Source organism: Cysteiniphilum sp., assembly GCF_057495195.1.
On record NZ_JBXTEF010000134.1, the window covers coordinates 12,855 to 39,782 of the forward strand.

The 26,928-nt window shown below is 36.1% G+C and carries 26 protein-coding genes, 1 other RNA gene and 1 pseudogene; 14 read left to right on the forward strand and 14 right to left on the reverse strand.

Annotated features, from left to right (window positions below; all coding sequences use genetic code 11):
• Positions 1-4 precede the first annotated feature (4 nt).
• From ACY10D_RS11160 to ACY10D_RS11170, 3 genes are read left to right on the forward strand one after another with little or no spacing between them, the layout of a single operon-like run.
• A complete protein-coding gene (locus tag ACY10D_RS11160) occupies positions 5-964 on the forward strand; it encodes a lysophospholipid acyltransferase family protein (protein ID WP_487000806.1) in 960 nt (319 codons plus the stop codon).
• On the forward strand, positions 954-1,379 hold the full coding sequence (locus tag ACY10D_RS11165; RefSeq protein WP_487000807.1) for an acyl-CoA thioesterase: 426 nt from the start codon (positions 954-956) through the stop codon (positions 1,377-1,379). The genes ACY10D_RS11160 and ACY10D_RS11165 overlap by 11 nt, the downstream gene beginning before the upstream one ends.
• Positions 1,372-2,001, forward strand: a complete 630-nt coding sequence (locus ACY10D_RS11170; RefSeq protein WP_487000808.1) for an outer membrane lipoprotein carrier protein LolA — start codon at positions 1,372-1,374, stop codon at positions 1,999-2,001. Before ACY10D_RS11165 ends, ACY10D_RS11170 begins: the two co-directional genes overlap by 8 nt.
• 5 nt (positions 2,002-2,006) lie before the next feature.
• Here ACY10D_RS11170 and aroE read toward each other — a convergent pair whose 3' ends face one another.
• The 4 genes from aroE to ACY10D_RS11190 all read right to left on the reverse strand — a co-directional run bounded on the left by aroE (position 2,007) and on the right by ACY10D_RS11190 (position 6,293).
• Positions 2,007-2,804 carry a shikimate dehydrogenase gene (gene aroE / locus ACY10D_RS11175; protein WP_487000809.1) on the reverse strand — a complete coding sequence of 266 codons (798 nt, stop codon included), beginning with the start codon at positions 2,802-2,804 and terminating at the stop codon, positions 2,007-2,009.
• A gap of 145 nt (positions 2,805-2,949) precedes the next feature.
• Positions 2,950-3,864 carry a citrulline utilization hydrolase CtlX gene (gene ctlX, locus ACY10D_RS11180; protein WP_487000810.1) on the reverse strand — a complete coding sequence of 305 codons (915 nt, stop codon included), beginning with the start codon at positions 3,862-3,864 and terminating at the stop codon, positions 2,950-2,952.
• Between the two features lie 28 nt (positions 3,865-3,892).
• Entirely contained in the window at positions 3,893-5,164 is a 1,272-nt protein-coding gene (locus tag ACY10D_RS11185; RefSeq protein ID WP_487000811.1) for an arginine deiminase, read from the reverse strand.
• Positions 5,165-5,216: 52 nt separating this feature from the next.
• Positions 5,217-6,293, reverse strand: coding sequence for an ornithine cyclodeaminase (locus ACY10D_RS11190; RefSeq protein ID WP_487000812.1), 1,077 nt, complete (start codon positions 6,291-6,293; stop codon positions 5,217-5,219).
• Positions 6,294-6,570: 277 nt separating this feature from the next.
• Between ACY10D_RS11190 and ACY10D_RS11195 the strand changes: the two genes are divergently transcribed.
• Complete coding sequence (locus ACY10D_RS11195) at positions 6,571-7,077, forward strand: hypothetical protein (RefSeq protein WP_487000813.1); 507 nt, start codon at positions 6,571-6,573, stop codon at positions 7,075-7,077.
• Between the two features lie 17 nt (positions 7,078-7,094).
• Here ACY10D_RS11195 and dnaN read toward each other — a convergent pair whose 3' ends face one another.
• Both dnaN and dnaA read right to left on the reverse strand, forming a co-directional pair.
• Positions 7,095-8,207 (reverse strand): DNA polymerase III subunit beta, encoded by a 1,113-nt coding sequence (dnaN, locus tag ACY10D_RS11200; RefSeq protein WP_487000814.1) that lies wholly within the window; start codon positions 8,205-8,207, stop codon positions 7,095-7,097.
• 14 nt (positions 8,208-8,221) lie between these two features.
• Positions 8,222-9,736 carry a chromosomal replication initiator protein DnaA gene (gene dnaA, locus ACY10D_RS11205; protein ID WP_487000815.1) on the reverse strand — a complete coding sequence of 505 codons (1,515 nt, stop codon included), beginning with the start codon at positions 9,734-9,736 and terminating at the stop codon, positions 8,222-8,224.
• A gap of 631 nt (positions 9,737-10,367) precedes the next feature.
• Here dnaA and ffs point away from each other — a divergent pair.
• Positions 10,368-10,465, forward strand: an RNA gene (ffs, locus tag ACY10D_RS11210) — signal recognition particle sRNA small type.
• A gap of 12 nt (positions 10,466-10,477) precedes the next feature.
• On the opposite strand, the gene ACY10D_RS11215 is transcribed toward ffs, so the two are convergent.
• Complete coding sequence (locus ACY10D_RS11215) at positions 10,478-11,245, reverse strand: glucosaminidase domain-containing protein (protein WP_487000816.1); 768 nt, start codon at positions 11,243-11,245, stop codon at positions 10,478-10,480.
• Positions 11,246-11,396: 151 nt separating this feature from the next.
• Here ACY10D_RS11215 and pepD point away from each other — a divergent pair, with 151 nt between their 5' ends.
• The 3 genes from pepD to ACY10D_RS11230 all read left to right on the forward strand — a co-directional run bounded on the left by pepD (position 11,397) and on the right by ACY10D_RS11230 (position 13,822).
• Entirely contained in the window at positions 11,397-12,872 is a 1,476-nt protein-coding gene (gene pepD / locus ACY10D_RS11220) for a beta-Ala-His dipeptidase (protein WP_487000817.1), read from the forward strand.
• Between the two features lie 320 nt (positions 12,873-13,192).
• Positions 13,193-13,381, forward strand: a complete 189-nt coding sequence (locus tag ACY10D_RS11225) for a type II toxin-antitoxin system HicA family toxin (RefSeq protein WP_487000818.1) — start codon at positions 13,193-13,195, stop codon at positions 13,379-13,381.
• Between the two features lie 12 nt (positions 13,382-13,393).
• Positions 13,394-13,822 carry a helix-turn-helix domain-containing protein gene (locus ACY10D_RS11230; RefSeq protein ID WP_487000819.1) on the forward strand — a complete coding sequence of 143 codons (429 nt, stop codon included), beginning with the start codon at positions 13,394-13,396 and terminating at the stop codon, positions 13,820-13,822.
• A 26-nt stretch (positions 13,823-13,848) separates the two neighbouring features.
• Here the strand turns inward: ACY10D_RS11230 and ACY10D_RS11235 are convergent, their stop codons facing one another.
• The 6 genes from ACY10D_RS11235 to ACY10D_RS11260 all read right to left on the reverse strand — a co-directional run bounded on the left by ACY10D_RS11235 (position 13,849) and on the right by ACY10D_RS11260 (position 17,719).
• Positions 13,849-14,241, reverse strand: a complete 393-nt coding sequence (locus ACY10D_RS11235) for a hypothetical protein (RefSeq protein WP_487000820.1) — start codon at positions 14,239-14,241, stop codon at positions 13,849-13,851.
• 229 nt (positions 14,242-14,470) lie between these two features.
• Entirely contained in the window at positions 14,471-15,823 is a 1,353-nt protein-coding gene (locus ACY10D_RS11240; RefSeq protein WP_487000821.1) for an AMP-binding protein, read from the reverse strand.
• Complete coding sequence (locus tag ACY10D_RS11245) at positions 15,820-16,401, reverse strand: COG4648 family protein (RefSeq protein WP_487000822.1); 582 nt, start codon at positions 16,399-16,401, stop codon at positions 15,820-15,822. The genes ACY10D_RS11240 and ACY10D_RS11245 overlap by 4 nt, the downstream gene beginning before the upstream one ends.
• Positions 16,401-16,655, reverse strand: a complete 255-nt coding sequence (locus ACY10D_RS11250; protein WP_117003938.1) for an acyl carrier protein — start codon at positions 16,653-16,655, stop codon at positions 16,401-16,403. Before ACY10D_RS11250 ends, ACY10D_RS11245 begins: the two co-directional genes overlap by 1 nt.
• A gap of 3 nt (positions 16,656-16,658) precedes the next feature.
• Entirely contained in the window at positions 16,659-16,937 is a 279-nt protein-coding gene (locus ACY10D_RS11255; protein WP_283155903.1) for a phosphopantetheine-binding protein, read from the reverse strand.
• Positions 16,937-17,719 carry a lysophospholipid acyltransferase family protein gene (locus tag ACY10D_RS11260; RefSeq protein WP_487000823.1) on the reverse strand — a complete coding sequence of 261 codons (783 nt, stop codon included), beginning with the start codon at positions 17,717-17,719 and terminating at the stop codon, positions 16,937-16,939. Before ACY10D_RS11260 ends, ACY10D_RS11255 begins: the two co-directional genes overlap by 1 nt.
• Before the next feature lie 237 nt (positions 17,720-17,956).
• Here ACY10D_RS11260 and ACY10D_RS11265 point away from each other — a divergent pair, with 237 nt between their 5' ends.
• From ACY10D_RS11265 to ACY10D_RS11280, 4 genes are all read left to right on the forward strand, one after another.
• On the forward strand, positions 17,957-18,712 hold the full coding sequence (locus ACY10D_RS11265) for a DNA/RNA non-specific endonuclease (protein WP_487000837.1): 756 nt from the start codon (positions 17,957-17,959) through the stop codon (positions 18,710-18,712).
• A 43-nt stretch (positions 18,713-18,755) separates the two neighbouring features.
• Positions 18,756-19,352 carry a GNAT family N-acetyltransferase gene (locus tag ACY10D_RS11270; protein ID WP_487000824.1) on the forward strand — a complete coding sequence of 199 codons (597 nt, stop codon included), beginning with the start codon at positions 18,756-18,758 and terminating at the stop codon, positions 19,350-19,352.
• A gap of 731 nt (positions 19,353-20,083) precedes the next feature.
• Positions 20,084-21,736, forward strand: a complete 1,653-nt coding sequence (locus tag ACY10D_RS11275) for an ABC transporter permease subunit (RefSeq protein WP_487000838.1) — start codon at positions 20,084-20,086, stop codon at positions 21,734-21,736.
• A 282-nt stretch (positions 21,737-22,018) separates the two neighbouring features.
• Positions 22,019-22,828, forward strand: coding sequence for an ABC transporter ATP-binding protein (locus ACY10D_RS11280; protein ID WP_487000825.1), 810 nt, complete (start codon positions 22,019-22,021; stop codon positions 22,826-22,828).
• 5 nt (positions 22,829-22,833) lie between these two features.
• On the opposite strand, the gene ACY10D_RS11285 is transcribed toward ACY10D_RS11280, so the two are convergent.
• The gene (locus ACY10D_RS11285; protein WP_487000826.1) at positions 22,834-23,919 is read right to left on the reverse strand and encodes a GGDEF domain-containing protein; all 1,086 of its coding nucleotides are present in this window, start codon (positions 23,917-23,919) and stop codon (positions 22,834-22,836) included.
• Between the two features lie 451 nt (positions 23,920-24,370).
• On the opposite strand from ACY10D_RS11285, the gene ACY10D_RS11290 reads away from it, so the two are divergent.
• On the forward strand, positions 24,371-24,793 hold the full coding sequence (locus ACY10D_RS11290; protein ID WP_487000827.1) for an Mpo1 family 2-hydroxy fatty acid dioxygenase: 423 nt from the start codon (positions 24,371-24,373) through the stop codon (positions 24,791-24,793).
• A 141-nt stretch (positions 24,794-24,934) separates the two neighbouring features.
• Positions 24,935-26,923 (forward strand): annotated as a pseudogene (locus ACY10D_RS11295) (BCCT family transporter).
• The last annotated feature ends 5 nt before the right edge of the window (positions 26,924-26,928 follow it).

The window sequence follows — 26,928 nt, forward strand, 5'->3', positions numbered from 1 at the left end:
AACCATGCATGATTCAGACAAAGCGAAATTAGCACAAACTCACTGGTCAAAGCATCGTGAAAAAGGCAGTGTTATCGGACTTAAGCTGACATTATGGACAGTAAAGCTTTTAGGTCGAAATTTAGCCTATATTTTGACATATCCGGTCATAGGCTATTTCTATCTATTTAGTCGTAAGGCACGCCACGCAATCAATACGTACTGTCAAAATCTGCATATTTATGCACAACAGCAAAACCTTGATATACACGTCAAACCATTGCCTATTTTTATTAACTTTGGTAAGGGCCTGGTAGATAAAATCGCCGTTTGGAATGGGCAAATTACACGCAAACATTTGAATTTTACTAATCGCCATGAGTTAATTGAACGCATTGACCAGAAAAAGGGGACAATTATATTTACCGCTCATCTTGGCACAATTGAGATAATGCGTGCGATTTCTAACTCATATCCTAACAGCCGAATAAATGCCTTGGTATTTAATCAACATGCACAAAAATTTAATGACACCTTATCGCAAATCAACCCTCACTCGCAATTAAGTCTAATTTCCGTTCGTCACTTTGATATGACTTTAGCAATGCAATTGCAGCAAAAAATTGATCAAGGAGAAATTATTATTATCGCGTGTGATCGCACCCCTGTGACCAACATTGCCAATAACCAACGCACGATAAAAGCTCAGTTTCTAGGAAAAGAAGCTTATTTTCCACAGGGCGGATTTTTATTGGCACATTTACTTAAAGCACCTGTTTACACGATGCTATGCCTTAAAAAAGGCAAACGGTTTGACGTGATTTTCAAACCTTTTGCGGAATCTATTAACTTACCACGCAACCAACGTCATGAGCATTTGACTGATTATGTGCAACAATATAGTGACTTCCTTGCTGAGTATTGCCTAAAATACCCAACACAATGGTTTAATTTTTTTGATTTTTGGCAGTCTAATGACGGATAAAGCGATCACTCATATAACCGATATCGTGATACCATTTTTTGATGTTGATAGCTTACAAATCGCTTGGCATGGTCATTATGTCAAGTACTTTGAAATCGCTCGTTGTGAGCTTTTAGATAAAATCGGTTATAACTACTATGCTATGGCACAAAGTGGTTATATGTGGCCAGTGGTTGATTTGCAGATTAAATACATCAAGCCCGCAAACTTTGGGCAAATTATCGAGGTACACAGCCAAGTGATCGAATATCAAAACCGCCTGAAAATAAGCTATCAAATCTTTGATAAAGCAACCGGGCAAAAACTAAGTAAAGGGCACACAACCCAACTTGCAGTAACTTTGCATAATCACGAATTACAATTTCAATCACCTAAGATCCTTATCCAAAAAATAGAAGGCTTTCATTATGATTAACTCTTTCTTTAAACGCTTAAGCGCTGCTTTTTTTGTGGTATTTATACTATTAAACTTGGCGCAAGCCTCAACAGATAATATATTTGATCATCCACTATCCGCAAGCAATGAACAGGCATTTATTGAGGTTCAAAAAGAGCAAGCACAAATTAGCCATGTCACAGGCAACTTCACACAAACTCGCTTTATGAAACTGTTATCCAAACCACTTAAATCAAATGGTCGCTTTGAGTTATCAAAAACTCAAGGCTTGAAATGGCTGCAAGAGAAGCCCTTTCAAGCCACCTTAATTGTCACTGAAGATAGCATTAAACAATCCATCGAAGGCAAAACCGCTGTTGTTATCACCAAAAAAGAGCAACCTATCGTCTTTTCATTTACGACCGTATTCTTATCGATATTCAAAGGTAATACTGATGCTTTAAAGCAGTATTTTAAAATTTATTTTATGCAAAACGGCAACACTTGGCATATTGCACTTAAACCATTAGGCGCTCCCCTTGATAAAGCCATCCAAAGCATTGAAATAACGGGTACAAAATATGCTTCACGTATATTTGTCAATGAATCACAAGGCAATCAAATGCTGATTGAGTTTAGCGATGTGAAAGCAGTAGATTAACTTCACTAAACCTCCACGCCGCGCCAGTGCTGAAAAGCAATCTTACTTAACTCCAATAACATCCCCTTGCCATCTATTGCCTGAATATTATGTGATTGACACCATGCAGTAAAAACTGTGCCATTTGGTGCATACATTAAGTCATATGCCAATGCGTCATTTGCAAAGTTATTAAGTTTTAACGGTAGATTTTCCTTGGCAACGCTCGCTGAAGTTGCATTGATTACAACATCAAATACACCTGCAATTTCATTTAAAGCACAGGCACTCAATTTAACTGCACTATTTGTTGAGCGTGCCACTAGGTTATGCGCTTTTTCTTTAGTGCGATTAGCAATAGTAATACTTTTTGGATTTTCACGCACTATAGCACCTAAAATGCCTTTAGCAGCGCCACCGGCACCTAAGATTAAAACTCGCTCATTCTGCAGGCTGATATTTAAGTTATTTTGAATATCATTCACAAGCCCAAGGCCATCAAGATTTAAGCCAATAAACTCACGCTTGCTATTGATAATCACATTACTCACTGCTTGTGCTTCTTGTGCTAGATCATCTAACTTATCGCAATAACGGTATAGCTCTTCTTTAAATGGCAAGGTAACACTTAAGCCTTTGACAGCTTGATCAAGACGCAGTACATTCAAGGTTTGTTCTAGATTATCAGGACAAATTTCCAATGCCTCATAATGCATGATTTGTCCTGTTTTAGCGGCAAAATCTGTATGAATCTGGGGTGATAAACTATGTTTAACAGGATTACCTATAACATAATATTGATCTACTGGTTGCTCGATAGGCATCTACGCCATCCTTTGGTAGTTTGGATATTAAAAGTCTATTGAAGCATTTTCAGAGATAACTGAGAAGTGTTTTATTAGCACTAGAATAAGTAAGGTGTTATTCCTCTTATTGGATTATGCACAATCACACCCCAAGGTTTCTATCTTAGAATATTTCAGCAACCATACAGCGCACACTTCCACCACCAACACTTTCTATGGTGGAAACATCAAACGAAAGACGCTGATTAAAGCTATCTATCAATTCCTTTTGTTGAGATGTCAGGCTATCCTCTGCTTGTTTGGACATTAGTAAATATTTTTCACCTCTATTATTACCAACCTGAATCATATTGCCTGCCATGGAATATAACTGATCAAAGCTAATATTTATAATATACTTGCCGCTATCAGATAACTTTCTCTTTATTAAAGCTTGCTCTTCTTTATCCGGGATTGCATCTAAACAAATAACCACAAATTGATCAGCAACTGCAAGCATGACGTTAGTGTGATAAATTGCCTTTCCCTCTTTATCTTCGCTATTAAAAACAACCAATTCATAACCCATAATCTGAATTACATGCTGCGCTAACTCGACATCAGCTCTGTTTGACTTTGCTAAATAGGCAATTTTATTTGCATGATCAAAAACAAAAACACCGGTACCCTCAAGTGCGTGCTCAACTGCTCCAATGCGGCGCAAATCAGTCACAATATAATCTTCACCTGTTTTCTGCTTTAAAGTTTCACATAACAACTCAAGCTGCACTTCTGCCTGTCGATTTGGATTATGCATGGGATAAATAAACAGACGCTTAACACCATCTATTTCATGAGTGCTAAACCAATTATTGGGAAAAACTGCATCCGGTGTTACTGCTTTAGGCGAAGGTAAAACAATTACTTCAATACCATGATTCTTTAGTTTACAAACCATGTTATTGAACTCCGACATCGCTCTACTGGCAATAATTTCTTTTGGCAAAATATGTTTATTTTGAAAAGAGTTACTAACAGCTGTTTGCTCGTTATAGGAGAAGTGTGTAGGTTCAACCATTATTACTTTTTTTGCTATCAAATTATCCATCCATTCACCTCTTCAAAACTTATATACCATCTCGCACTATTGGCATAGACATACATCTTGGGCCTCCACGGCCTCTAGATAATTCAGAGCAAGGTATTTGGTGAACGGTAATATCATTTTCCTGAAGCAATCTATTTGTAATAACATTACGTTGGTAAACAAAAACCTCGCCAGGACGAAGTGTCAATGTGTTTGCACCGTCACTCCATTGCTCCCTAGATCCCGTAATAAAATCATCACCACCACAATAAATAAGTTCCATTTTTTTATCTAATTCTCTGGATAATATAACTTCAATTGAACCTGTTAATTCTTCACACTTTACCTGCTGTCCATCAGCTTTTGATAACTTATATATACTTGATGTATGTGCTATATCTCGATGCATCGTCATTTTTTGATGGTCCACTTGAGTAAGCACAGTATCTAAGTGCATAAAGGCTCGGCTCACAGGGATTTTAATGGCAAGTATTTTGCTTATTTTATGCAACTCATGATATTTCTGATTGAAAAATAACTCATGTGCAAACTGCTCAATTGCCTCTGCTGAAGTTCTTTGTGAAATCCCTATTGCCAAAGTATTCTCATCTAAAACAAGTATATCCCCACCTTCAATTGACCCCGCATTCATTCGTAAATCTATTTTAGTCGCTTGAGAAAAACGTGGATGATACTGCAAAACACTATTAATAAAGGTGCTCTCACGTTGCCTTGTTGGCGCATACATACTATTAAGTGAGACCATATTCCCAAAAACAGAGGCTGGATCTCTTGTAAAGTATAGATTAGGTATCGGCTGAAGCCAAAATTGTTCTTTTTTTGCAGATTGTGAACTTAGGCTATTATCGGTGATTTTTATTTCATTTTTCTTTATGCCTGCCATTAATTTTTCACACAGCTCCTTACCAGAGAATTGCAGCAAATACTCCATTAAAGCAGTTGTTATTTTTATATTTTTCAACCCAGAAACACTAAGAAGCTCACTAATAATGTTGAGCTTATATGATGATTCATTCAATACTTCACTAACAAGATCTTCTAAATACAAAACCTCTGTATCGTTATTTCTCAGTAGTTGCACAAACTCATCATGCTCTCTTTGTGCAGTATCTAGATATGGAATGTCATCAAACAGTAATTCCTCTAAACTATCTGGCGTTAAATTACATAACTCCGCCCCCGGTCTTTTCAATAATACAGTTCGCAATTTACCAATTTCACTTGAAATGCATAAATCAATTTCTTGGTTAACATTGGACATATGACTATCAGCCTTAGTTTCACAAAGCATATTTTTCTCCATTCATATTATTTTAATTTTTGGGCACATACCCCTTGAAAAACTATAATTCAACTTGATATTTTTGATGTATCTGTAATGCACCATTATCATCATGCTCATTTAACACGGAGAACAAATCCTTAGGATCTTTTAATGCCGGAATCATATTCATCGGTACGCCAATATTGTATTTCTCAGCCAATTGATATGTAAGCTTCAATGCCGAAAAATCCTCCAAAGCAAAACCAACAGAGTCAAATACAGTAATCTCATCTTGGCTAACGCGTCCTTGCTTTTCACCTGATATAAGCTGCCATAATTCAGCATAAACAACTTTCTTTGCTTCTTCTTCAGTAAAATGTTGAATCTCACCTTCAATAAATGATTGCTCAAAGAATTCAACCACTACTTTAGCGCGTGGCAATATTGCTTGATCTAACTCAGTTTTGCCTGGGCAATCACCACCTAGACCATTGATATGTACACCTTCTTTGATCCAGCTATTTTCAATCACGACAGCATGTGCTTTGCATGCAGTACACACCGTAATAATATCAGCGCCCTTGACGGCCTCTTCATTGCTCTCGCAAGGAATGAGCTCAAAGTCATAAGCTTGCATGTTTTTCTCAAAACGACGCATCGCCTGTGGATCAATATCATGGTAACGAATCGTTTTAATATCACGCACAATGGCTGTTGCTAACGCTTGGAAATCACTTTGTGCACCTGTACCGATTAATGCCAAGGTGTTGGCATCTTTTCGTGCTAAATAATCAGTTGCTAACGCTGAAGTTGCTGCTGTGCGCAAACCTGTTAACACCGTCATTTCTGAAATCAACAATGGATGACCATCAGATACTTTTGATAACTGCCCTGTCGCTATAATCGTTTGCTTATTCTGCAATGGATTCTTTGGATGTCCATTGACATATTTATAGGCAAATAACGCTTTATCCGCTGTCGGCATTAATTCAATGACACCATCTGGCACATGAAAAGCTGGGCGTGGTATTTTATCAAACTCTTGCCAACGTAGAAAATCACCCTTTAAAGTTGTCATTAAGTCAACTAAATACTGTCTTAAACCATGTTTATGAATAAGCTCCGCTAGCTTTTCAACTGAAATTACTTTGATCATTAAATTTCTCCTATCCCACATATTTTATATAGCTAAAGTTATATAAGATTATAAAACTTTATACTGAATATATTTTCAACAATATCACATGCACTTACCATAGATAAATAGGCCATGTTTTTATTGTAGATTTGCAACAAGAGGTAATATAAATTTAATAATCAAAAATAGCAAATGGATTAGCATATTGTTTTTTAGTGCTTGACTAACAAAAGTCAGATTATTGACTACACTACAAACATGCTATTTAACAATCACTTAAATCAAGGAGATTTACATGAAACATTATGCTTTTATAAGTGTACTATTGTTCTTCAATTACTCGCCTGTTATTGCAAAAGTACCTGTAGCTCCTACGGAGGTGAAAACTGTTCCTTTTTCTAATCAAAGCTTAAAAGGAATTTACGCCTATGAAAATCATCAAGGTGATGTCGTATCATTTGGAACATGGATTTTTGATGGTAAAGGGAATGCCAAAATTAATATTAAGATCAGTCATATAACCTCTGAAAACAAACGAATAATTGCAACGGCAACAGCCTCAGGAGAATATCAAGTAAATACTGATGGGCAGGGTATTGTAAAAGTAAAATTAAATATTCAAGGTTCTGCAGATTATGGTAAAAAATATGATCAATCAATTTATCATTTCATTATATCTAAAACTAAATTTAATGACTCAGGAAAGCTGGTTGCAACAGAGGTCTTTTCGTTACTGGATAAATCTGGATTGAACAATCAAGTAGTAACCCCTAAATGGCATCGGATATCTCCTTACGATTAATTATCAAAACAACCATATCACAGCTTAATCGGACTCACAACATACGTACTGCGACTATCATCATCCTTGATAAGTAAACTCATTTGCGGGCTATCAAAATAAAAATCAATTTGCTCTGAATCTAATACATCAACAATATTTAAAAGGTAATTTACGTTAAAACCAATTTCCATTGGTTGGTCGCTATATTTTACTTCCATTTGATCTTGCGCTTCTTCATGCTCTGGATTATTTGCTGATAGAAGCAAAGCATTATCCTGAAGCTCTAAGCGCACACCGCGATACGTTTCATTCGATAAGATAGCCGTACGTAGTAATGCCTGTTTTAACTCAACTCGATTAGCAACTAATAGCTTTGTATTATTCGGTGGAATCACTCTTGTATAATCAGGGAAACGCCCTTCAATAAGTTTTGATGTAAACTGAAAGTCAGGCAGAATAATTCTGAAATAATTCTTACCAATTTGCACTTCAATTTCAGCATCTTCAGGTGCTGACAACGTGCGCTCTAGTTCTTTAATTGCTTTACTTGGCACAATAATCTGAACAGCATCTAAGAAAGTATCTTCTATTAACACTTCAGAGCTTGCCATACGATGGCCGTCAGTCGATACTGTGCGAAATCTATCGTTATTGACTTCCCATAACATACCATTTAAGAAATAACGGACATCATTATTTGCCATGGCAAATTTTACACGCTTAATTGCCGAATTAAGCTGGGCATATGACAGCTTAAACATCGCTCTACCTGTATCTTCATTCATCACAGGAAAGGATGATGCTTTCAAGATTGACATGGTAAATTTACTGCGATTACATGCAATTAATACCCGATCATTTGCTTCTTCTGTTATTTTGAGTGATGCGCCCTCTGGTAGATTACGTACAATATCATGAAGCTTTTTAGCGGGAATAGCGATACTACCATCGTCAGATGCTTCTTCAAGCTCAACATAACTGACAATTTCAGTCTCTAAATCAGAGGCCTTTAAGCGTAGCTTACCCTCTTCAATAATAAATAATACGGAGCTTAGCACTGGTATCGTATGCTTTTTATCAGCAATTGATACTAAACCTTGTAACGGCTTTAATAATGCATCGCGAGAAAGTGTAAATTGTAACATCATATCTCCCCTGGGAATTAATGCGCTAATTTGCGCGATAAGTTTTGATAATCATCCTGTATATCAACATTATTGACAATCAGTTTCTTTATAGTTCTTACGGCATGTAAGACTGTGGTGTGATCTCTACCACCAAAAAAGCCACCAATTTCCGGCAAACTATGATTGGTAAACTCTTTAGCTAACGCCATTGCCATCTGTCTTGGACGGGCGACATCACGACTTTTTTGCTTTGATAATAAGTCTGTAATTTTAATATTATAATAATCAGCAACAACACGCTGGATATTGTCTACTTTGACAATTTTATCCTGTATTGAAATAACATCTTTTAAGCATTCATAAGCAAGTTTCTCATCAATGGCTTTTTTATTAAACTGAGCATAGTTAAGTACGCGTCTCAACGCCCCTTCTAATTCTCGCACATTAGAGCGAATATGCTTTGCCATAAAAAGTGCTACATTTTGATCAATAGGTCGACCAAATTGACTCGATTTATGTAATAAAATCGCACTTCGTGTTTCAAGATCAGGAATGTCAATTGTAACAGTTAAACCATAACCAAAGCGTGAAACTAGACGCTCTTCAAGTTTAGGGATTTCCTTAGGATACTTATCACAAGATAAGACAACTTGCTTACCATTTTCAAGCAAAGTATTAAATGTGTGGAAAAACTCCTCTTGAGAGCCTGCTTTACCCGCAATAAACTGGATATCATCAACTAATAATACATCGACAGAGCGATAAAAATTCTGAAACTCATCACCTGAGTGTAAACGTACCGCATCAACATAGTCTTTAACAAAGCGTTCAGATGTTACATATAGCACTTTTGCTGTTGGGTTATTATGTAATACATAGTTACCAATAGCATGCATTAAATGTGTTTTACCCAGTCCACTACCACCATAGATAAACAATGGGTTATACGCCAATCCAGGATTGATAGAAACTTGCATCGCTGCAGCACGAGCTACTTCATTTGCTTTACCAACAACAAAGTTATCAAAATTATATTCTTTTTTTAATGGTGAGCCAAAATCAACACGTTTTTGATCTTTTGGCACGGACAATGCTTCATCAAAGCCATAAAGCTCACTGGAAATACCTGAGTTTTTATCCACTTCAAGTTCACTTTTTTCATCCGCTAACTCATTATGCTCACCCAAAGTATCAACAACTACTGGTGTAATCGCGACATTTTTATTGAAAAGATCCGTCTGTGGACCAACGCTACTTTTGATTATTTGAGTTTGCATTGCTGTGGTTTGTGTTTCCACATTTTGCGTGTTATCGCTCTTTTTTACTGAAAACTCAACAATTAAATGGCTATTTTGTTTGTATTTTTTCAAGGTATCCACAAGAACCTGTTGATATTTGGTCTTAACCCAACCAAGAAAATAATTATTCGGTGCATAAATTGTGAATAAACTACCTTGATCATTTGTTTTTAATGGTGTTATCCATATCCTATACTCTTGTTCAGACAAGTTGTCTTTTAAATAATCCAAACATTGTGACCAAACATTCATACTTACAATGCATCCTATATATATCAAGGGTTTCTAGCATTTATTTAAAGCTTTAAATAGACTAGAAAAAGTTTATATTTTTAAATTAGCTTTGGATTATATCAAAGCTTTCACAGCATGCAATGCTTGTGATAAAAGTCTGTGGATAACTTTGTGGATAATGGTGTGAATTTCTTGTTAATTGCATTGTTAATAACTATGTGTATAAGTATGTGCACATCCCTTTGGATTTTTTTGTGGAAAAAATTCACACAGGAAAAAAGAATAAATAACCCACAGACAACAAACAGCAAACACACATCATTATCCACAAAACTATACACAACAAAAAGTAGCGGTTTTAAAGGGTTTGAGATGGTTTATCCACAAATATCCACAAACCAATAACAGAAAAAGCAAAGAAAAAGAATTTATCTATTTAAAAAAAGAAAAAGGGAAAGATGAAAAGGAAAGTGGACAAAAAGAAAAAAAAGGAAGACTCAATAAAATCATTTATAAACAGATATAATATTCTCATGAAACAAACTGTGAATGTTTTATCAAACTCAATACGATAAAAAAGGTGATCTGTGAATTATTTCAAAATAATGATTGAAAAGACTTATGAAAATATGAATAATGGCAACCGCTGGTTTGGTTCTCTTGCGACACTAGTTTATGAACCCCGTCAGGTCCGGAAGGAAGCAGCGGTAATAAATGATGTGTGTGCCGAGATGTAAGCTAAACCAGCATTCGATTGGATTAGTTATATTGATATAAATTATTGTAATCCATGGTTGAGATAATGCGTTTTTCATATTCACCATCTTCAAGTTCAGAATAATGCACCAAGGTTTTAATGAGATCTTTACCTGTTATAGGTTTATCCTCTTTGGTTAATTGTGAACGTAATACACGAAACTCTTGAAAATTAGTACCTATATTCAGTAAGTTAAAATAAGATTGCACACTATCTTTAGGAGATGGAAAAACTTGAACTTCATTAATTGCACCTGCTCTACGTTGTTTAGGAACAATACCACAGCCTTTGGTAAAACAATGTTGACCAAAATAATTATTGCCATCAACGGCAAAGCGAGAAGTTCCCCAGCCAGTTTCAAGCGCTGCTTGCGCAAGTACCATGCTTGTTGGAATAGTATTAACTTTAATCAATAGATCTTTAACTATTTGAGTTAAAGAATTTTCGTCAAAATTAACTTTATATTGTTCACATAATCTAGATAATTGATCTTGCTGCGCTTTAGAAAGCTTTTTGTTTTGATTAAGCATTGCAAGCATAGTTTCTAATGCCTGTCGTTGGCTTAAGACATCTTTTTGTACTTGATGAATAAACGGCAACATATAGTCAATAAATGCCTGTTTACGATCACTAACATTGCTAATAGCTTGAAAATCAGGCTTGGCTGTTATTGTATTTTCTGTACTTTTAGAGCAACTTGTTATAAAGGTTGCTAAGCTAAGAGCTAAAAGTCCTGATATAGATAGTCGAAACAATGTTGTTTTTCTCATAATTATCTCCTCTTATTATTCTCTCTATATACATTGAATCTTTAGCATAGACTATAACCGCTAAGAAAGGTTGTTTGTGCTGCTTTTTTTATACGAACTCATCTGATAGACTGCGGTAGTTATTATTGTAAATAAAATACAGGGGAATATGATGACAACAGCAGTTGATATGGTTAGCGAATTAAATATAGAAACATTAAAGAATGAATCTATATGGCAATATTTCATTGAAATAACTCAAATTCCAAGACCTACCTTTCATGAAGAAAAAATCAAAGCTTACTTACTAGAATGGGCGAAAAACAACAACTTCAAAACAAAGATTGATCAGGCTGATAATATCGCAATTTATGTGCCGGCAACCAAAGGCTATGAATCACACAAACCAGTTGTTTTACAGGCACATAAAGATATGGTGTGTGAGAAAAATGAAGAAGTAACATTTGATTTTCTAAATGATAGTTTGCAGCTAGAGATTGTTGATGGCTGGCTTAAAGCAAAAGGCACAACACTTGGTGCTGATAATGGTATAGGCATTGCTGCAGCAATGGCAGCTGCAACGGATAAAGATATTAAACGTCCAGCACTTGAAATATTAATCACTGCTTCAGAAGAAAGAGGATTAATTGGTGCGAATAATTTGAGTAAAGACTTATTAACAGCCAATACGATGATCAATCTAGATACAGAAAGCTGGGGAGATATCTATGTCGGTTGTGCCGGATCACAATCAGCAACAATGACATTCAAAAATGAAGCCATTGAGCAATCTCCTTCACTTCAAAGTATTGAAATCATTGTCAATGGTCTTAAAGGTGGTCATTCAGGTTTAGACATTGATAAGCCGCGTATTAATGCGGCAAAGTTTATGAGCATGATGCTTGATGATTTAGATCAAAAGCATTCATATAACATTAACGAAATCAAAGCTGGTAATCTACCGAATGCCATTCCACGTGAAGCTAAGGCTATTATTTCTTGTCAAGTTGAAGATGTAGCACAAATAAAAGAAGCTTTAACTCATTATTATCATAATTGGTTTGCGATTTACCAAAAAAATGAGCCTAATTTTGCATTAATAATCAAAGAAGTAACAACGACAAAAACGGCATTCAATGACGATTTAAAGCACCGTTTCTTAAATGTATTAACAAGTATACATTCAGGTGTATTAGCGATGAGCCCTGCGATGTCAAATCTGGTAGAAAGCTCAAACAACTTATCTTCGATTAAATTAAAAGATGAAGATATTGTTATTACTATTTATACACGAAGTGATAATAATTTAGCGATCAATAGTTTTATGCAATCGATTAAACGCATAGCAGCTCAAAATAACGCGATTTTTAATAAATCCCAACTATCCCCTGGTTGGAAGCCAGATATGAGCTCTAATGTGCTTAAAATTGCCAAAGAGAGCTACTTTTCACTTTATTCTAAAGATGCAAATATCAAAGCGATTCATGCCGGTTTAGAGTGCGGTGCTATCGTTGATAAATACCCACATATGGATATGGTTTCAATAGGACCATCAATTGAAGGTGCGCATTCGCCTGATGAAAAAGTAAAAATCGATACAGTTAGTGAGTTTTATCAGCTATTGAAAGTAATGTTAGAGAGATTATAGAAAAGGAGTAAAGAGAGTAAGTAAAAGTCATCGTTGTGTAGGTGAGTCACTCTATGTGCTTGACGACATAAAGGTTATCTAAGGAGGGGAGGGAGGATGACGACCCACCTAACACATCCCTAGTATAGTAAAGGATTTTAAAAGTGTTAGTATTTTTATAAAAAAAGTGAAAATTTTTTCTCAATATAATAAACACCTTGGAAATATAAGGTTTTCAGCATGATTAATGATGGATATATAAAAGAAACTTAAACTATGGCACCTTGATTTATAACATTTTTATGTTATTCTTAGACAGCCATAGTAATTTGATGATAACAATGCCTGTTTCTGGAAAAGATGTTTTAAAAACACTATTTAAAAATGGATGGGAATTACATAGAGTTAAAGGTTCTCACCATATTTTGATTAAATCAGGAGTAACAATAACCATCCCAGTGCATGGTAATAAAGACATGAAAATCGGTCTGCTTAAATCAATAGAAAAGCAAACTAAATTAAAATTTTAAGGTGGTAAAGAAATGTTAAAATATCCATTTAAAATTACTAAACATAGCGATGATGGAGAATATTACCTCATCGAATCTATTAATTATCAAGGCGGTTTTAGTCAGGCTGATACGCTTGAGGAAGCCTTTGAAAATGCACATGAAGTAATAGACTTGCTTGTGGGTTATGCTATAGAGCAAGATAAAATTGAATTACCAAAACAAGTAAAAGGTAAAGATATTTATATGATTGCACCATCAATAGAGTACGCAATTCCAATTATGCTAAAGCAAGCCAGACAAGCAAAAGGTATGAGTGCACCACAAATGGCTAAAGCGCTTGGTGTACCTTACCAAAATTATTGGCGTATCGAGAAAGGTGAGCGTAAAAACTTAACCATTAATACCCTGCAGCGTGTTGCTGCGGTACTTGGATTAAGTGTTGATATCAGCTTTGTGTAATATATCAAAAATATAATCATTCATCGTTATGGGTTGCTGTTTTCAGGATAAATAACCGAATTTTTATGTTCATCATTCCAAATTTCTTGCTCACTTAATGTTGTCTCAATCAACTCAATAGGAGCGCCTTCCACTTCAATCATTGCAACTTTAAATCCTGCAAAAGGCTCATATGCTGACATAATAACTTTCTGATCTTTAATAGCTTCAGCTAAGTTATCCACTTTAAAAGCGACATGAGTTTTGGTTTGAATCAGTGGATGCAAAGGACATCCTTTTTCAAAACGATGGTATTGAATACGAAAAGGGTTGTGTCCTTTAGTGGTGTACATTTTAAATGATGAGCTATAACGTTCATCAGGATGTTTTTCTGTTGTTGGGATGCCCATATGGTGGTATTGATAGTTGATGTCCGTCATGCTAGAAAATGATATTGTCTAATTTTTAGCAAATAATAATACGTTGGCCTAAACTTGTAAACTTAAGTTTTAAGGCATAAATAGGTTATGACCATATTACTGTTCACTTTTATTTTTAAGCGTTGGCTGAGCGTAAGTCGAAGCCTCTATGAAGTGTGATTTTCCCAAGCTTACCACACTTCGACTAACGCTCAGGGTGCGGTGAGCACTTATGGGTGAATATTTAGTCTTAGCACATAAATAATTGCAAAATTGCCTCACAATTAATTTTACTTTGTGCATTAACAGGGATTTCATCACCATAACGAAAGGATTTAGGTAGTAGTATTTTCTCAAACCAATGACTTAAAAAGTGACGCAAAGTATTATTGAATGCTAAGGCATTGATATGCTCTTTTTGCTGTTTACCTGATTGTGATAACACAATAAAAACACCAATATATTCGCGTGATTTCTCAAGTTTTAGTGCGTAACAATCATCAACCCAAGTGTGTGCTTTAAGTTTGTCTTCAAGCTCTGTAAGTGATAGACGTTTGTCTTCAAGCTTTACAATACGTCCTTTGCGACCTTGTAAAATAAATTGGTTAGATTTGATTAACTTAATAATATCATCCGTATCAATAAATGGCTCAAGAAAAGAATCAGCATAAACACGCAATGTCTGATCTTTATTTTGTGTTATTTGCACATCATCAAAGCATTGCCAAAGTGGATCATTCAGTTGTTGACGCCAAGCAATAATACCTGTTTCACTACTACCTAATATTTCATTAATGGTTAATTGTAAATGCTTAGTTAAGCTCAGCGCTACTTCATTTTTTAATAAGCTCCCTGCACTGAAACAAGTAATCTTAGAAAGGTCCTCTTCAAATGTTAAACGCGATAACAGAGCGGGACTTGAGATAAAAATAAATGGGTGGCTTATATCACTTAATTGCGCTAATTCTTCACTTAATTCAATGCGCTGACTATAGATAGGGCGCCCTATTAAGGCGGGCCATAGAAAATAAAAAATAAACCCATAAAGATGTTGATGATGGACACTGCTAATAACCATGAGCTTTTTATCAAGATTAAAAAAGTTATTTAAGATATTAACCTCATTGACTAAGTGCTTAAATTTCTTAATGATTTTTTTAGGTTTTCCTGTAGAGCCTGAAGTGAAAAATATAATATCCGCAGTGAATAGGAAATCGTTTATTTTATTCTCAAATAGGTCATTAGTATTAAGGTCAATTGGTTTTTTGTTAAAACAAAAGCATTGTCGCTGTTCATCAAAATGAAGTGTCGCAATATCTTCATTATCGGTAATATCCTTAAAAACACCACACGTATTATTGGGTGGTAAGATAATGGAATTTTTGGTAATTAAGGCACTAAAAAAACCAATATAAAAATGATAAATATTGTCACAATAGAGAATAATTGAAGTTGTCTTTTGTTGACTTAAAAAATGCGCTAATGAAAATATAATTTGTTTAATTTCACCAAGCAGTACTGGTAAGTTATTTTTTTTGCCATGGCAAAAAATGACTTTGTCATCATCGAAGTGTTGAAATAAAGAGTCTAAATAATCTTTCATTTGCTATTTTTTCTTTTAACAAAAATGCGCACAACAAACTCACAAACAAAAAACGCACCAATCAATATATAAGAAATTAACCCATTATAAATTGTCCAAATATGCAATGAACTAAACAAAGCGCTATAGCAAGAAACTAAAGCATTTAACATAAAGAAAACACACCACGCAATGGTTACTTTACGCGTGTATGTACTGACAAAGTGCGGTAGTGGCTGACGTGATGTTTTTTTGGCGAATTGATAAATAATATTCTCTTTTGCAAATAATGAAGCAATAAAAATGCTTAAAAAAGCAAGATTCATGGCAACAGGATAAAGTTTAATGAAGATAATATTGAGTGACAGCATTCCTAACAAACTGATAGCAATACCAATGCCTGAGAGGGTAAATAACGCATATTTAGGCATGATGCTATGATTTTTTTTGTGACTGAAAATCGCTCGTAAGCCAAAAAGGCAAAGGATAATTAAACTTAAGCCTTGTACGGATAAAAACTGTATGCCAAAAAAAATAACAAAGGGGTAAAGTAAAATAGCAATAGCGATGATAAGGGTGGTTAAGCTACGTAAGGACATTATTGGTTGTTAATTTCTTGGTCAATGATTGTGACGATATCATTGACAGTTTTTACTGATTTAAATTCTTCAGGTTTAAACTGTTTGTCAGTTTTACTTTGTAAATAAACAATAAGATCTACCGCATCAATGCTATCTAAGTCAAGATCTTCATATAAACGCGCTTCAAGTGTTACATCTTGTGGATCAAGCTCAAAAAGCTCAGCAAATATTCCTTGAAGTTCTTGGAGAATTTGCGCTTTTGATGTACTCATTTTTTACCCCTTATTATTTTGCGTCTTTTGTGTTGCAATAAACTGCGCTAATGTTTTAACTGATTCAAAGTGCTTTTTGACATCATCAGTGTCTTCATTGAGCTCAATATTATATTTTTTCTTCAAGGCAACGCCAAGCTCCAATGCGTCGATGGAGTCTAGTCCAAGTTCGTCACCAAATAATTGCATATCACTGGCAATATCTTCAGTAGTAATATCTTCTAAATTAAGCACATCAATAATCAGCTCTTTTAATTCTAGTTCAAGTAGGGTGTTGTTCATTAATCAATATGACCTTGTAATTGTTGTTGTAATATCTTTGTTAATCGTCTTGCGGCAACCGAAGGAAGTTGATTGCACTCATTTAAAATCGCTTGAGTATCAATAAGATCCTTAACCGTTAACGTAAAGATAGGTTTTGTCGCGGGTATTTTATACCATTTATCATTTTTTGCCAGTGTACTGGGGATACAGCTTAAATGAATAATGCGAATTGGTACTCCCGCACGAATGGCAATCTGTGCCGCCCCTCTTTTTAGTTGGATTGGCATATGGGGAATAGAACGTGTACCTTCAGGAAACATTAATAAGTTATTACCTGAGTTCAATGTTGCTTTGATATCGCTAAACGTTTGCTCAGGATCGATATTGGGAATATAACCTGCAGTGGAGATGACGCGTCGTATAAATCGATTTTGCCATAATTGCGCTTTAACGATGTTGTCACAAAAGGGTAGCTTAGAGACGATTGAGACATAGTCAATTAAGGTGGGGTGATTGGCGATGATTAATGTGCCTTTGTCTTTTTTTAATTTGTCAAAACCAATAAAATGAAAGCGAATAAGACCTAAACCAGACATCGTCGCGGTAAAGAAACGAAATGTTAAATAAATACAATATTGCGCAATATGTTTTTTATTCTGTTTTGAACGAGTTATTTTAGCAATGATTACTGCCATAGGAATAACAATATACCCTAATAGTAACCCCCCTAAAGAGAATAATAAAAAACAAAACCCCGTGGCAATCAGGCGCCATAGGTAGTTTATTTGGTTAAACAACATATGTATTGATATGAACAAGTAAGTTTAGGCTATTATCAATCAAACAGCATGGTTAGTCAAAAAGTAGCTTGATTGTATATTCATCAAAAAATATTTTACAATGTGACTCATTTCGCGGTACGCTTACACTCCCGCACATAATAAAGATAAAATATGTTAAACAAGTTTATTAAATATACTGCAGCGATCTTATTCGCTACTTCATTAATTACAAGTTCATTTGCCGCGAGTGCTCATATGCCAACGGCAAGCGGAAGTGCTACTAAAGCAATACCGTTAGCAGCAAATTATTGCAATGACTTTTTAAAATATGGCAACCCTGGTGGCAAGGTTAATTTATATCTTTGTCGTGAAGGTTATATCTCTGCCTATAACTATGAAACGAAGCAGCCTAGCTGGGTTGCCTATCGTTTAACGGCTCAGTCTGTTTCAAGTAAACTAAAACGTCATGATGAATTTAAACCTGATCCAGAAGTACCGGCCAAGTATCGTGCTGAATTATCAGATTATAAAAGAAGTGGTTATGATCGTGGGCATTTAGCACCCTATGCGGCAATGGATTTTAATAAGACAAGTGCTAAGCAGTCTTTTTATTTATCGAATATGTCACCACAGAAAGGTGGGCTTAATCGTCAAGGCTGGGCAAAGCTTGAATCTGATGTGCGTTTTTGGGCACAAATGTACAAGGAAGTCTATGTCTACACAGGGCCTGTATTTAAAAACAGCAAAACACATAAAACAATTGGTAAGAATAAAATCTGGGTGCCAGAGTATTTCTTCAAAGTAGTCTACGCGCCAAAGCAGGATAAGGCAATTGCCTTTATTATGCCTAATGCCCGCGTTAATAAAAAAGATGTCGCGAAATATCGTGTATCGATCAAGGATGTGGAACAGCGTACTGGTTTGACATTTTTTAATACGTTACCTAAAGCGCAAGTGGCTGCTTTAACAGATAAAACCTCATCAATGTGGCGTACGAGTTATAGGGCGTAACTCCAGTAAGTTATATTTACAACAATACAAAGTGAGTAAAAAAATGAGAGAGATCACAATATTAGCGAATAATTTAGTGCGTTTGGAACCATTGTCTCTTTCACACTTAGAAGGTTTAGAGCAGGCGACTCAAGATGGCAATTTATGGGAGCTGTGGTTTACAATCGTACCTACGCCTCAAGATATGAAGAAAGATATTGAGCGCAGATTAAACCTATATCAACAAGGCAGTATGCTGCCCTATACGGTCATTTGTCAGCAAAGTGGTAAAATTCTGGGGGTGACCAGTTATATGAACATCGATCACGAGCAAAATCGCTTAGAAATTGGTAGTACATGGTATGCCAAATCTGTGCAAGGTACGGCAATTAATGTCGCGTGTAAGCTGCTTCTTTTGGAGCATGCGTTTGAGGTTTTTAAGTGTGTTGCTGTTGAATTTAGGACGCATCATCTAAATTCTGCATCGCGACGTGCTATAGAGTCAATTGGCGCCAAACTAGATGGTATTTTGCGTAATCATCGCAAAATGCATAATGGCACACTGCGTGATACGTGTGTTTACAGTATTATCGATTCGGAATGGAAAACTATCAAAGCGCATTTGAGCTATAAGTTAATGGCAAAACAGCGAAGATCATGATTATCACACCTTTTTGCGACTAAAAATGTATTGTTTTTGAATAATTATTATAAAAATTAAAAAAATACTTGACCTTTATCCTGCTTAAGTAAATAATGCGCGACAGAACCAAATAGTGTACCCCAATATGTGGGCACATGTGACCCTCCCCAACATGACATTAAGGAGCTAAACATGATAACTTTTCACTCACTTAAACCACCCAGTTGTTGATTTTTTGCAGTTGGAGATAAATAGATTATTTCTATAGCTGTTTCATTAATACTTTTATATTTGATTAACTGCGTTTATAGTTTCTGACATCTACCGCAAAATGAGCTGTGCTATTTGTTACCTCGCCCCTTGCGGGAGAGGTCGTATATCGTAAGCTGTACGGGTGAGGGGTAATTGTAAATTAGTTTTGTTTTTCGTTAGTTTTGATAAATGCCAAATAGAAAGTATTTATCAAATAGTTGTCACTCCAACGATGCAATAGCCAAAGTAACTCGAAGAATTAGAATAATACGCTCCATATAAGTTATGTAGTGTATTTAGGCTAATTGTCGCTGAGTTATTATTGAAATATTTAGCAATAAAAACAGCATTGTTTATGCCTTTATCGGTCTTTCCAGTGCTGTCTTAACTTTAATTTTGAAATATTAAAAATAAAAGAAATATAATTTATGAATACAATAACATTAAAAAATAACGACAGAAAAACAAACTACTCTCTGCATGATGTTGTTTTTATCATGTTGGTTATTGCAGCCATTGGGCTGATGTATTATGCGTGGATTGGCATGCATCAAAGCTTTATCAATGAATCATCTGTGGCGGCAATATCACTAGATCCAAGTCATTTGCCTTACTATACATTGCGTACGGTGATGCGCTTACTCATTGGGATGGTGTGGTCGTTTGCTTTTGCCTTAATTGCCGGTTATGCATGCGCTAAGAACAAGCACGTTGCACGCATTTTGTTACCGATTATTAACTTTATGGAATCAGTGCCTTTGCTGGGTTTCTTAACCTTTACTACGGCATTCTTTTTGTTTTTATTTCCGCGCTCAGTGATGGGACTTGAGGCTGCAGCGATTTTCGGCGTGTTCACATCACAAGCATGGAATATGGCATTAGTTGTTTATCAGACGATTCGCATTGTGCCGGATGAAGTAATTGATGCATCACATGTTTATAAGTTAAATGCTTGGCAGCGTTTTTGGAAGATTGAGATGCCTTATTCAATACCTGGGCTTTTGTGGAATGTGATGGTGTCACAATCTGCTGCATGGTTTGCTCTTGTTGCAACTGAGGCGATACCTGTGGGTGATAAAGATGTGATGTTGCCAGGCGTTGGTGCGTATATAAGTACTGCACTTGATCACGCCAACGCGTTAGCAATCGTATATGCATTGATTGCGATTATTCTAACGATAGTTGCTTTTGATCAGTTGGTATTTCGTCCATTGGTGAAGTGGTCAAAGAAGTTTAAGTATGAACAGATAAATGTTGGTGGTGCGCATAGCTCATGGATGCATGATCTGTGTACTAAATCAACGTGTTTTAACGCGATTGCTAAAGGCATTAAAACAGTAAGTTTTTACTTCATTAATTCACCAACAGTTATTGCTAAACAACTATCGTTGCCGCAATTGTCACTCACGCCCGCAGTTCGACACTTATCAACAGCGATTTGGTATCTGTGTATTGTTAGCTTAGCTATTTGGGCAGGTGTTTCATTATGGAAGTTTTTCCCTAATGGCGATATGACTTACCTGTTACCACTGATGTGGGAGACGACGTATCGTGTCGCAATTGCCATGGGGTTAAGTATCGTGATTTGTACACCTCTTGGTATTTGGATTGGTATCTCACCGAAGCGTACCAAAATGTTGCAGCCAATTATTCAGGTAATGGCAGCTATTCCTCAACCGATCTTCTTCCCAATCGTGGCAATTTTATTGATGTTTGGTGGTGGTAGTTTAAGTATCTGGGCAATTCCGCTAATTATGACAGGCACTTCTTGGTATGTGTTGTTTAATGTGATTGCTGGTGCCTCAGCTTTGCCATCGGATTTAATTGAGATGTCACGCAGTTTCCATTTGAAGGGAACTAAATGGTGGTTTAAGTTTGCGATTCCTGCGGTCTTCCCTTACATCGTTTGCGGGATTATCAGTGCCGCAGGTGGCGCGTGGAACTCAGCGATTGCTGCTGAGCTGATCACTTGGGGTGGTAAAACAATTTCAATTAGTGGCATTGGTGAGTTGGTGTCGCAAACAACCAGTAACAATCAAGTAGCAGAAGCGGCATTAGCGGTCAGTGCGATGTGTGTGCTTGTCGCACTGTGTGTGATCTTTATCTGGAAGCCTTTGTATAAGCTTGCGGAAACAAAATATAAAATCTAGGCTAAGGCTAAGGCTAAATGCTCACCCGTACCCTGAGCGTAAGTCGAAGCGGTGCATTGAGCATCAGTCGAAGTGGGTAGCTTTGGTCATAAAGGCTTCGACTTACGCTCAGCCAACGCTTACACAATCAAAGTGGGCAGGAATATGGTCATAGCCATAATTTAAAACTTAAAAAAATATAACATAGGTTGACCATCGCTTCTTTGCCAACCTTATCATCAAAACGCAAATGACAGAACGGGTGATGATCTTGGTGAAGAAGCGTGAAAAGAGGATTTGAAAATGAAAAACAATGTACTTATCGAATGCCAAAACATCGAACTTTATTTTGAGAAAGACAAAAAGCATTCACTGAAAGTGTTGGATCGTATTAACTTCACATTACATGAAAATGAAATTGTTGCCATCTTAGGTAAGTCAGGTGCTGGTAAATCAAGCTTCTTGCGCATTGCTGCAGGACTCTTGCATCCAAGTTATGGTTCTGTGCTTTACAAAGACAAGCCAGTGACTAAGCCACTTGATAATATGAGTATGGTATTTCAAAACTTTGCATTGCTGCCATGGTTGAACGTGGTTGACAATATTCTATTTGGCAGTGATGCATTGGGTATTTCACGTAAAATAAGTGAGCCCAAAGCGCATGAGCTTATTCAAAAAATCTCATTGCAAGGTTTTGAAAAAGCATATGTCAATGAGCTATCTGGGGGTATGAAACAACGTGTTGGTTTCGCGCGAGCGCTTATGGTTGAGCCTGAGATTTTATTCTTAGATGAGCCGTTTTCATCCCTTGATATTACTACGGCAAATACCTTACGTCGCGATATATTAAACCTGTGGCTTAATAAGCAAATTCCAACGAAGTCAATGGTGCTAGTCACTCATAGTGTCGAAGAAGCGGTGATGATGGCAGATCGCGTTATTATCTTTGATAGTCATCCTGGAAAAATTGCTTATGAACATACACTAAATATCCCACGCCTAAGAGATAAGCGCTCAGCAGAGGTATTAAAGCATATCGACCTTTTGGAGCAAAAATTGCATAGTGTGAATCTGGGCAAAAAAGAAGATAAGGTGTTAACGATTCAACCGTAATATGCTTACACCTGCAAACAAACAACACCATTGCGTCCTGCCGCTTTCACTTGGTAAAGCGCCTCATCGGCTTTATTTAAGGTGGTTTCAAAGTTATTGGATTCCAATGTGTGATACAGGTTGCTAGCAACACCAATACTTATCGTGACTTGAATTAAGCCGACTTTGGGGATGTCTTGACGTACTTTTGCATTAAGCCGTTGACCGATTTCTTGCGCTTGTGGCATCGTAGTATTTGGTAAAAGGATCACATATTCATCACCACCAAAGCGTGACACAATATCATCTTTTCGTGTGTGTTGCTTTAAAATATGTGCTACATTCTGGATGATTTTGTCGCCCATAGCATGTCCGTGCTTGTCATTGATCTTTTTAAACTTATCAATATCGATAAACATTACACTATAAGGTGTTCCATCGTGCGTAAATTGTTTAAAATCATTGACGCTATCATGAAAGGCACTGCGATTAAGGAGGTTTGTTAACTTATCAGTAGTAGCTAGGATTTCGAGCTGTTTCTCGCTATATTCCAGATCAGATAAGATAACCGATATCGTTGTCGCAATCACAATGGTGATGGTCATAAGAATAAACACGTTTGTTGTCTTTTGATCACTCAAAGGTAGCTCAATCAAATAGTGATAGTTAGGGTATGTCACACAAAAAATCATCAAAGCAGCTGAGGTGAGGGATAGAAACCATTTGGTTTTGTGTTCATTAACTTCAAAGATCATGTTGCTAAAAGGAGGCACAGCCATAAAGAAAAGGTAATTTAACAGCTCCGGTTGATACAAAAAGTAAGTAAAAACAAAGGTATTAATAATAAATAGAGCGCCAAGGGTGAATTTTGCTAGATAGTAATGACGGTATTTCAATAAGATAAGCGGTATGAAATAAGAAAGTACCGCACAGTAGCTATATACGCCACCATAGATTTCTTTTTCAGTTGCAAAATGCAAAATACCAAATATGGAATTGCCAATAATAACGAGCATTAAGCTAATTAAAGTCACATGAATACGGTGCCAGTAGGATGACCTGGAGTTTTTGATGTTGAATTTATTGTTTAACCATATTTTTGCTTGTCTCATCACCAATATCCATTTGATAATTTTTATATTTATGTTGTAACTTTGTATAACGATAACTATAGTTGAAATTTGATAAAAGGCTATAAAATCAGCATATTAATAGTCAATATTTGAATACGTAAACATACTGTATGTGCAATACGAGCATTAATTTTATAGCAAATTAACGTTATCCTAGCGACGCTTTATTGATTGATGAAAACTTTAAAAAAGAATAAAAAGGGAGAAGCTATGAAGTTACTAAAGAGTTTATTGTTACCAACGATTATTATTGGGCCATTTGTGCTTGGTGCGGCGGTTATTTTTCTGATTTATCATGCTTATGATAAAATTTGATTATCATGACCTTATAATCAAATGTCGTGATATGATGGGTATATGATATAGCTTTTTACAAGGTGTAACTTACGTTAAAATATAGATACTTATGATTATCTATAGGAACCTGATAATGAAAACACTGGATCAATGGCTTGATGAATACGCCCAAAGCCATCAAAATAAAACCAATAAGACGATTCATTATATTTTTGTGCCACTTATTATGTTTAGCTTAATGGGTGTTTTATTAAGTATTTCCCCTTGGTTTATGTGGCTTTTAGTCGTAGTTAGTTTAATTTTCTATGCGAGATTATCATTAAAGCTTAGTCTGTACATGTTGGTGATTACCTTGATTATGGTTGTTATTCTATATCAAATACCACAACTTTTCTGGGTGAGTTTGATTATCTTCATCATTAGCTGGGTTTTTCAATTTATTGGACACAAACTTGAGGGTAAAAAACCTTCCTTTTTCAAGGATCTACAGTTCTTGCTTATCGGACCTTTGTGGGTTTTGAACCATGTTCTGAGCAGATGTGAGACTAAAAAATAACCAAAACACCGCCTTCATTGCACTTATATATTGGTGTTAAATTGATGTTTAAAGATGTTATTTGTTGATTTTTGACACTTTTTTGAAAGCTTGGGTCAAATGTGTTAGGGTAAAAAAGGATTAATAATAGAGGAGGAGTTTATGAGTAGGCAAAAAGGCGCCTATGCACCCGTATTTTACCCATCGATAATTTTGATTGTGTTGTTTGCATTGATTGGTGTGCTATGGCCAGAGCACGCTAAATTATTTTTTGCAAATATCCAAAGTTGGCTAACATTACAAACTGGTTGGCTTTATATTTTAGGTATGGCAATCTTTGTTTGTTTATGTATTTTCTTGATGGTTAGTCGCCTGGGGGATATCAAGCTAGGTCCAGATCATAGCTTGCCTGAACATAGCAATATTTCTTGGTTTGCGATGTTGTTTGCAGCTGGGATGGGAATTGGCTTGATGTTCTTTAGTGTTGCTGAACCATTACAACATTACCTCTCACCACCAGATGTTAGTACAAGTAATAGTATTCTTGCAGCAAAGGATGCGATGAATGTGACCTTCTTTCATTGAGGGCTACAGGCGTGGTCTGTGTATGCAATTGTTGGCTTGGCTTTGGCATATTTTTCATATCGGCATAAGCTACCATTACTGCCACGTTCGGTACTCTACCCACTTATTGGTAAGAGAATTTATGGCGTGATAGGGCATGTTGTTGATGTGTTTGCAATTTTAGGTACGATGTTTGGTATTGCAACCTCTTTGGGGTTGGGGGCGACACAGGTTAATGCAGGGTTGCATTTCTTATTTAATATCCCCGTCAATGTTCCTGTGCAGACCATTTTGATTATTATCATCACACTCATTGCAACGACGTCAGTGGCACTAGGATTAGAAAAAGGGATTAAGCTATTAAGTAACTTTAATATTATCGTGGCTGTGCTCTTATTACTGTTTGTATTGTTCTTGGGAGGTTTTACCTCTTTATTACAAGCATTTGTACAAAACACAGGAAGTTATCTAAGTAGTATAGTTAATAAGACTTTTAATCTTTATGCTTATGAGAATAAGCAAGGCTGGTTAAGTGGCTGGACATTGTTTTATTGGGGATGGTGGATTGCATGGTCACCATTTGTTGGGATGTTTATCGCCAAAGTATCAAAAGGGCGTACTATTCGTGAATTCTTGGTTGGTGTGTTATTTATTCCAACTGGTTTTACCTTTCTTTGGCTAAGTGTTTTTGGCAATTCAGCGATTAACTTGGTATTGCATGACCAATCAATGGCTTTAGTGCAGGCGGTTCAGCATAATATTCCGGTGGCATTGTTTGAATTCTTGCAGCACTTCCCACTATCTTCCGTTACCTCAATACTAGCCTTGATTTTATTGGTAACATTTTTTGTGACTTCAGCAGACTCAGGCTCACTGGTGATTGATATTATTGCTACGGCAAATGCTAAAAAATCAATTGTATGGCAACGCATCTTTTGGTCATTGCTAGAAGGATTTTTGGCAATATCGTTGCTTTATTCAGGAGGGTTAGCAGCACTGCAAACAGCAACTATTGCCAGTGCGTTTCCATTTCTAATTGTGTTGTTTTTCATGTGTATTGCGTTAGTTAAAGCATTGCGTGAAGACTATTTGCGTCTATCAAGTATTCAAACACACTCAACAGCAGTACAGTACACATCGGCAAATGCAAGTTGGCAGCAACGCTTAGATGGTCTTTTGATGTTACCTAATCGCGAGCAAGCACTGACATTCTTGAAGCAAGTGGCACAACCTGCAATTGAAAAAGTTGGGACACGTATTAGAAAAGAATTAGAAGTTCAAATTGTAATGGATGAGGGTAAAGTGCGTTTATTGATTCCAAAATCAGATGATACTGATTTTGTTTATAGTATACATATTCGTGCTTTTGCTTTGCCAAGCTACGCTGAAGATGATGGTGGCAATGAGAAAAACATAGATGAGCAAGATGAGCATTATTATCGTGCCGAAGTGTTTTTAGAACATGGCGGTCAGCAATATGACATTATGGGCTATACCGAAGAGCAGGTAATTGCCGATATCTTAACCCAATATGAAAAGCATCTATATTATATTCATGTATCAAATGCAGATAAGGCGCTTGTTTGATTGAG

What these genes read in the sequence shown, in the direction of transcription:
- ACY10D_RS11215 (WP_487000816.1), bottom strand. Translation starts at nt 11,245, where the DNA reads ATGAGAAAAACAACATTGTTTCGACTATCTATATCAGGACTTTTAGCT.
- ACY10D_RS11185 (WP_487000811.1), bottom strand. Translation starts at nt 5,164, where the DNA reads ATGCTTTGTGAAACTAAGGCTGATAGTCATATGTCCAATGTTAACCAA.
- ACY10D_RS11260 (WP_487000823.1), bottom strand. Translation starts at nt 17,719, where the DNA reads ATGTTGTTTAACCAAATAAACTACCTATGGCGCCTGATTGCCACGGGG.
- ACY10D_RS11250 (WP_117003938.1), bottom strand. Translation starts at nt 16,655, where the DNA reads ATGAGTACATCAAAAGCGCAAATTCTCCAAGAACTTCAAGGAATATTT.
- aroE (WP_487000809.1), bottom strand. Translation starts at nt 2,804, where the DNA reads ATGCCTATCGAGCAACCAGTAGATCAATATTATGTTATAGGTAATCCT.
- ACY10D_RS11285 (WP_487000826.1), bottom strand. Translation starts at nt 23,919, where the DNA reads ATGAGACAAGCAAAAATATGGTTAAACAATAAATTCAACATCAAAAAC.
- ACY10D_RS11170 (WP_487000808.1), top strand. Translation starts at nt 1,372, where the DNA reads ATGATTAACTCTTTCTTTAAACGCTTAAGCGCTGCTTTTTTTGTGGTA.
- ACY10D_RS11160 (WP_487000806.1), top strand. Translation starts at nt 5, where the DNA reads ATGCATGATTCAGACAAAGCGAAATTAGCACAAACTCACTGGTCAAAG.
- pepD (WP_487000817.1), top strand. Translation starts at nt 11,397, where the DNA reads ATGACAACAGCAGTTGATATGGTTAGCGAATTAAATATAGAAACATTA.
- dnaA (WP_487000815.1), bottom strand. Translation starts at nt 9,736, where the DNA reads ATGAATGTTTGGTCACAATGTTTGGATTATTTAAAAGACAACTTGTCT.
- dnaN (WP_487000814.1), bottom strand. Translation starts at nt 8,207, where the DNA reads ATGATGTTACAATTTACACTTTCTCGCGATGCATTATTAAAGCCGTTA.
- ACY10D_RS11190 (WP_487000812.1), bottom strand. Translation starts at nt 6,293, where the DNA reads ATGATCAAAGTAATTTCAGTTGAAAAGCTAGCGGAGCTTATTCATAAA.
- ACY10D_RS11240 (WP_487000821.1), bottom strand. Translation starts at nt 15,823, where the DNA reads ATGAAAGATTATTTAGACTCTTTATTTCAACACTTCGATGATGACAAA.
- ACY10D_RS11270 (WP_487000824.1), top strand. Translation starts at nt 18,756, where the DNA reads ATGAGAGAGATCACAATATTAGCGAATAATTTAGTGCGTTTGGAACCA.
- ACY10D_RS11235 (WP_487000820.1), bottom strand. Translation starts at nt 14,241, where the DNA reads ATGACGGACATCAACTATCAATACCACCATATGGGCATCCCAACAACA.
- ACY10D_RS11165 (WP_487000807.1), top strand. Translation starts at nt 954, where the DNA reads ATGACGGATAAAGCGATCACTCATATAACCGATATCGTGATACCATTT.
- ACY10D_RS11195 (WP_487000813.1), top strand. Translation starts at nt 6,571, where the DNA reads ATGAAACATTATGCTTTTATAAGTGTACTATTGTTCTTCAATTACTCG.
- ACY10D_RS11265 (WP_487000837.1), top strand. Translation starts at nt 17,957, where the DNA reads ATGCCAACGGCAAGCGGAAGTGCTACTAAAGCAATACCGTTAGCAGCA.
- ACY10D_RS11290 (WP_487000827.1), top strand. Translation starts at nt 24,371, where the DNA reads ATGAAAACACTGGATCAATGGCTTGATGAATACGCCCAAAGCCATCAA.
- ACY10D_RS11275 (WP_487000838.1), top strand. Translation starts at nt 20,084, where the DNA reads ATGTTGGTTATTGCAGCCATTGGGCTGATGTATTATGCGTGGATTGGC.
- ACY10D_RS11230 (WP_487000819.1), top strand. Translation starts at nt 13,394, where the DNA reads ATGTTAAAATATCCATTTAAAATTACTAAACATAGCGATGATGGAGAA.
- ACY10D_RS11280 (WP_487000825.1), top strand. Translation starts at nt 22,019, where the DNA reads ATGAAAAACAATGTACTTATCGAATGCCAAAACATCGAACTTTATTTT.
- ACY10D_RS11255 (WP_283155903.1), bottom strand. Translation starts at nt 16,937, where the DNA reads ATGAACAACACCCTACTTGAACTAGAATTAAAAGAGCTGATTATTGAT.
- ACY10D_RS11245 (WP_487000822.1), bottom strand. Translation starts at nt 16,401, where the DNA reads ATGTCCTTACGTAGCTTAACCACCCTTATCATCGCTATTGCTATTTTA.
- ACY10D_RS11225 (WP_487000818.1), top strand. Translation starts at nt 13,193, where the DNA reads ATGCCTGTTTCTGGAAAAGATGTTTTAAAAACACTATTTAAAAATGGA.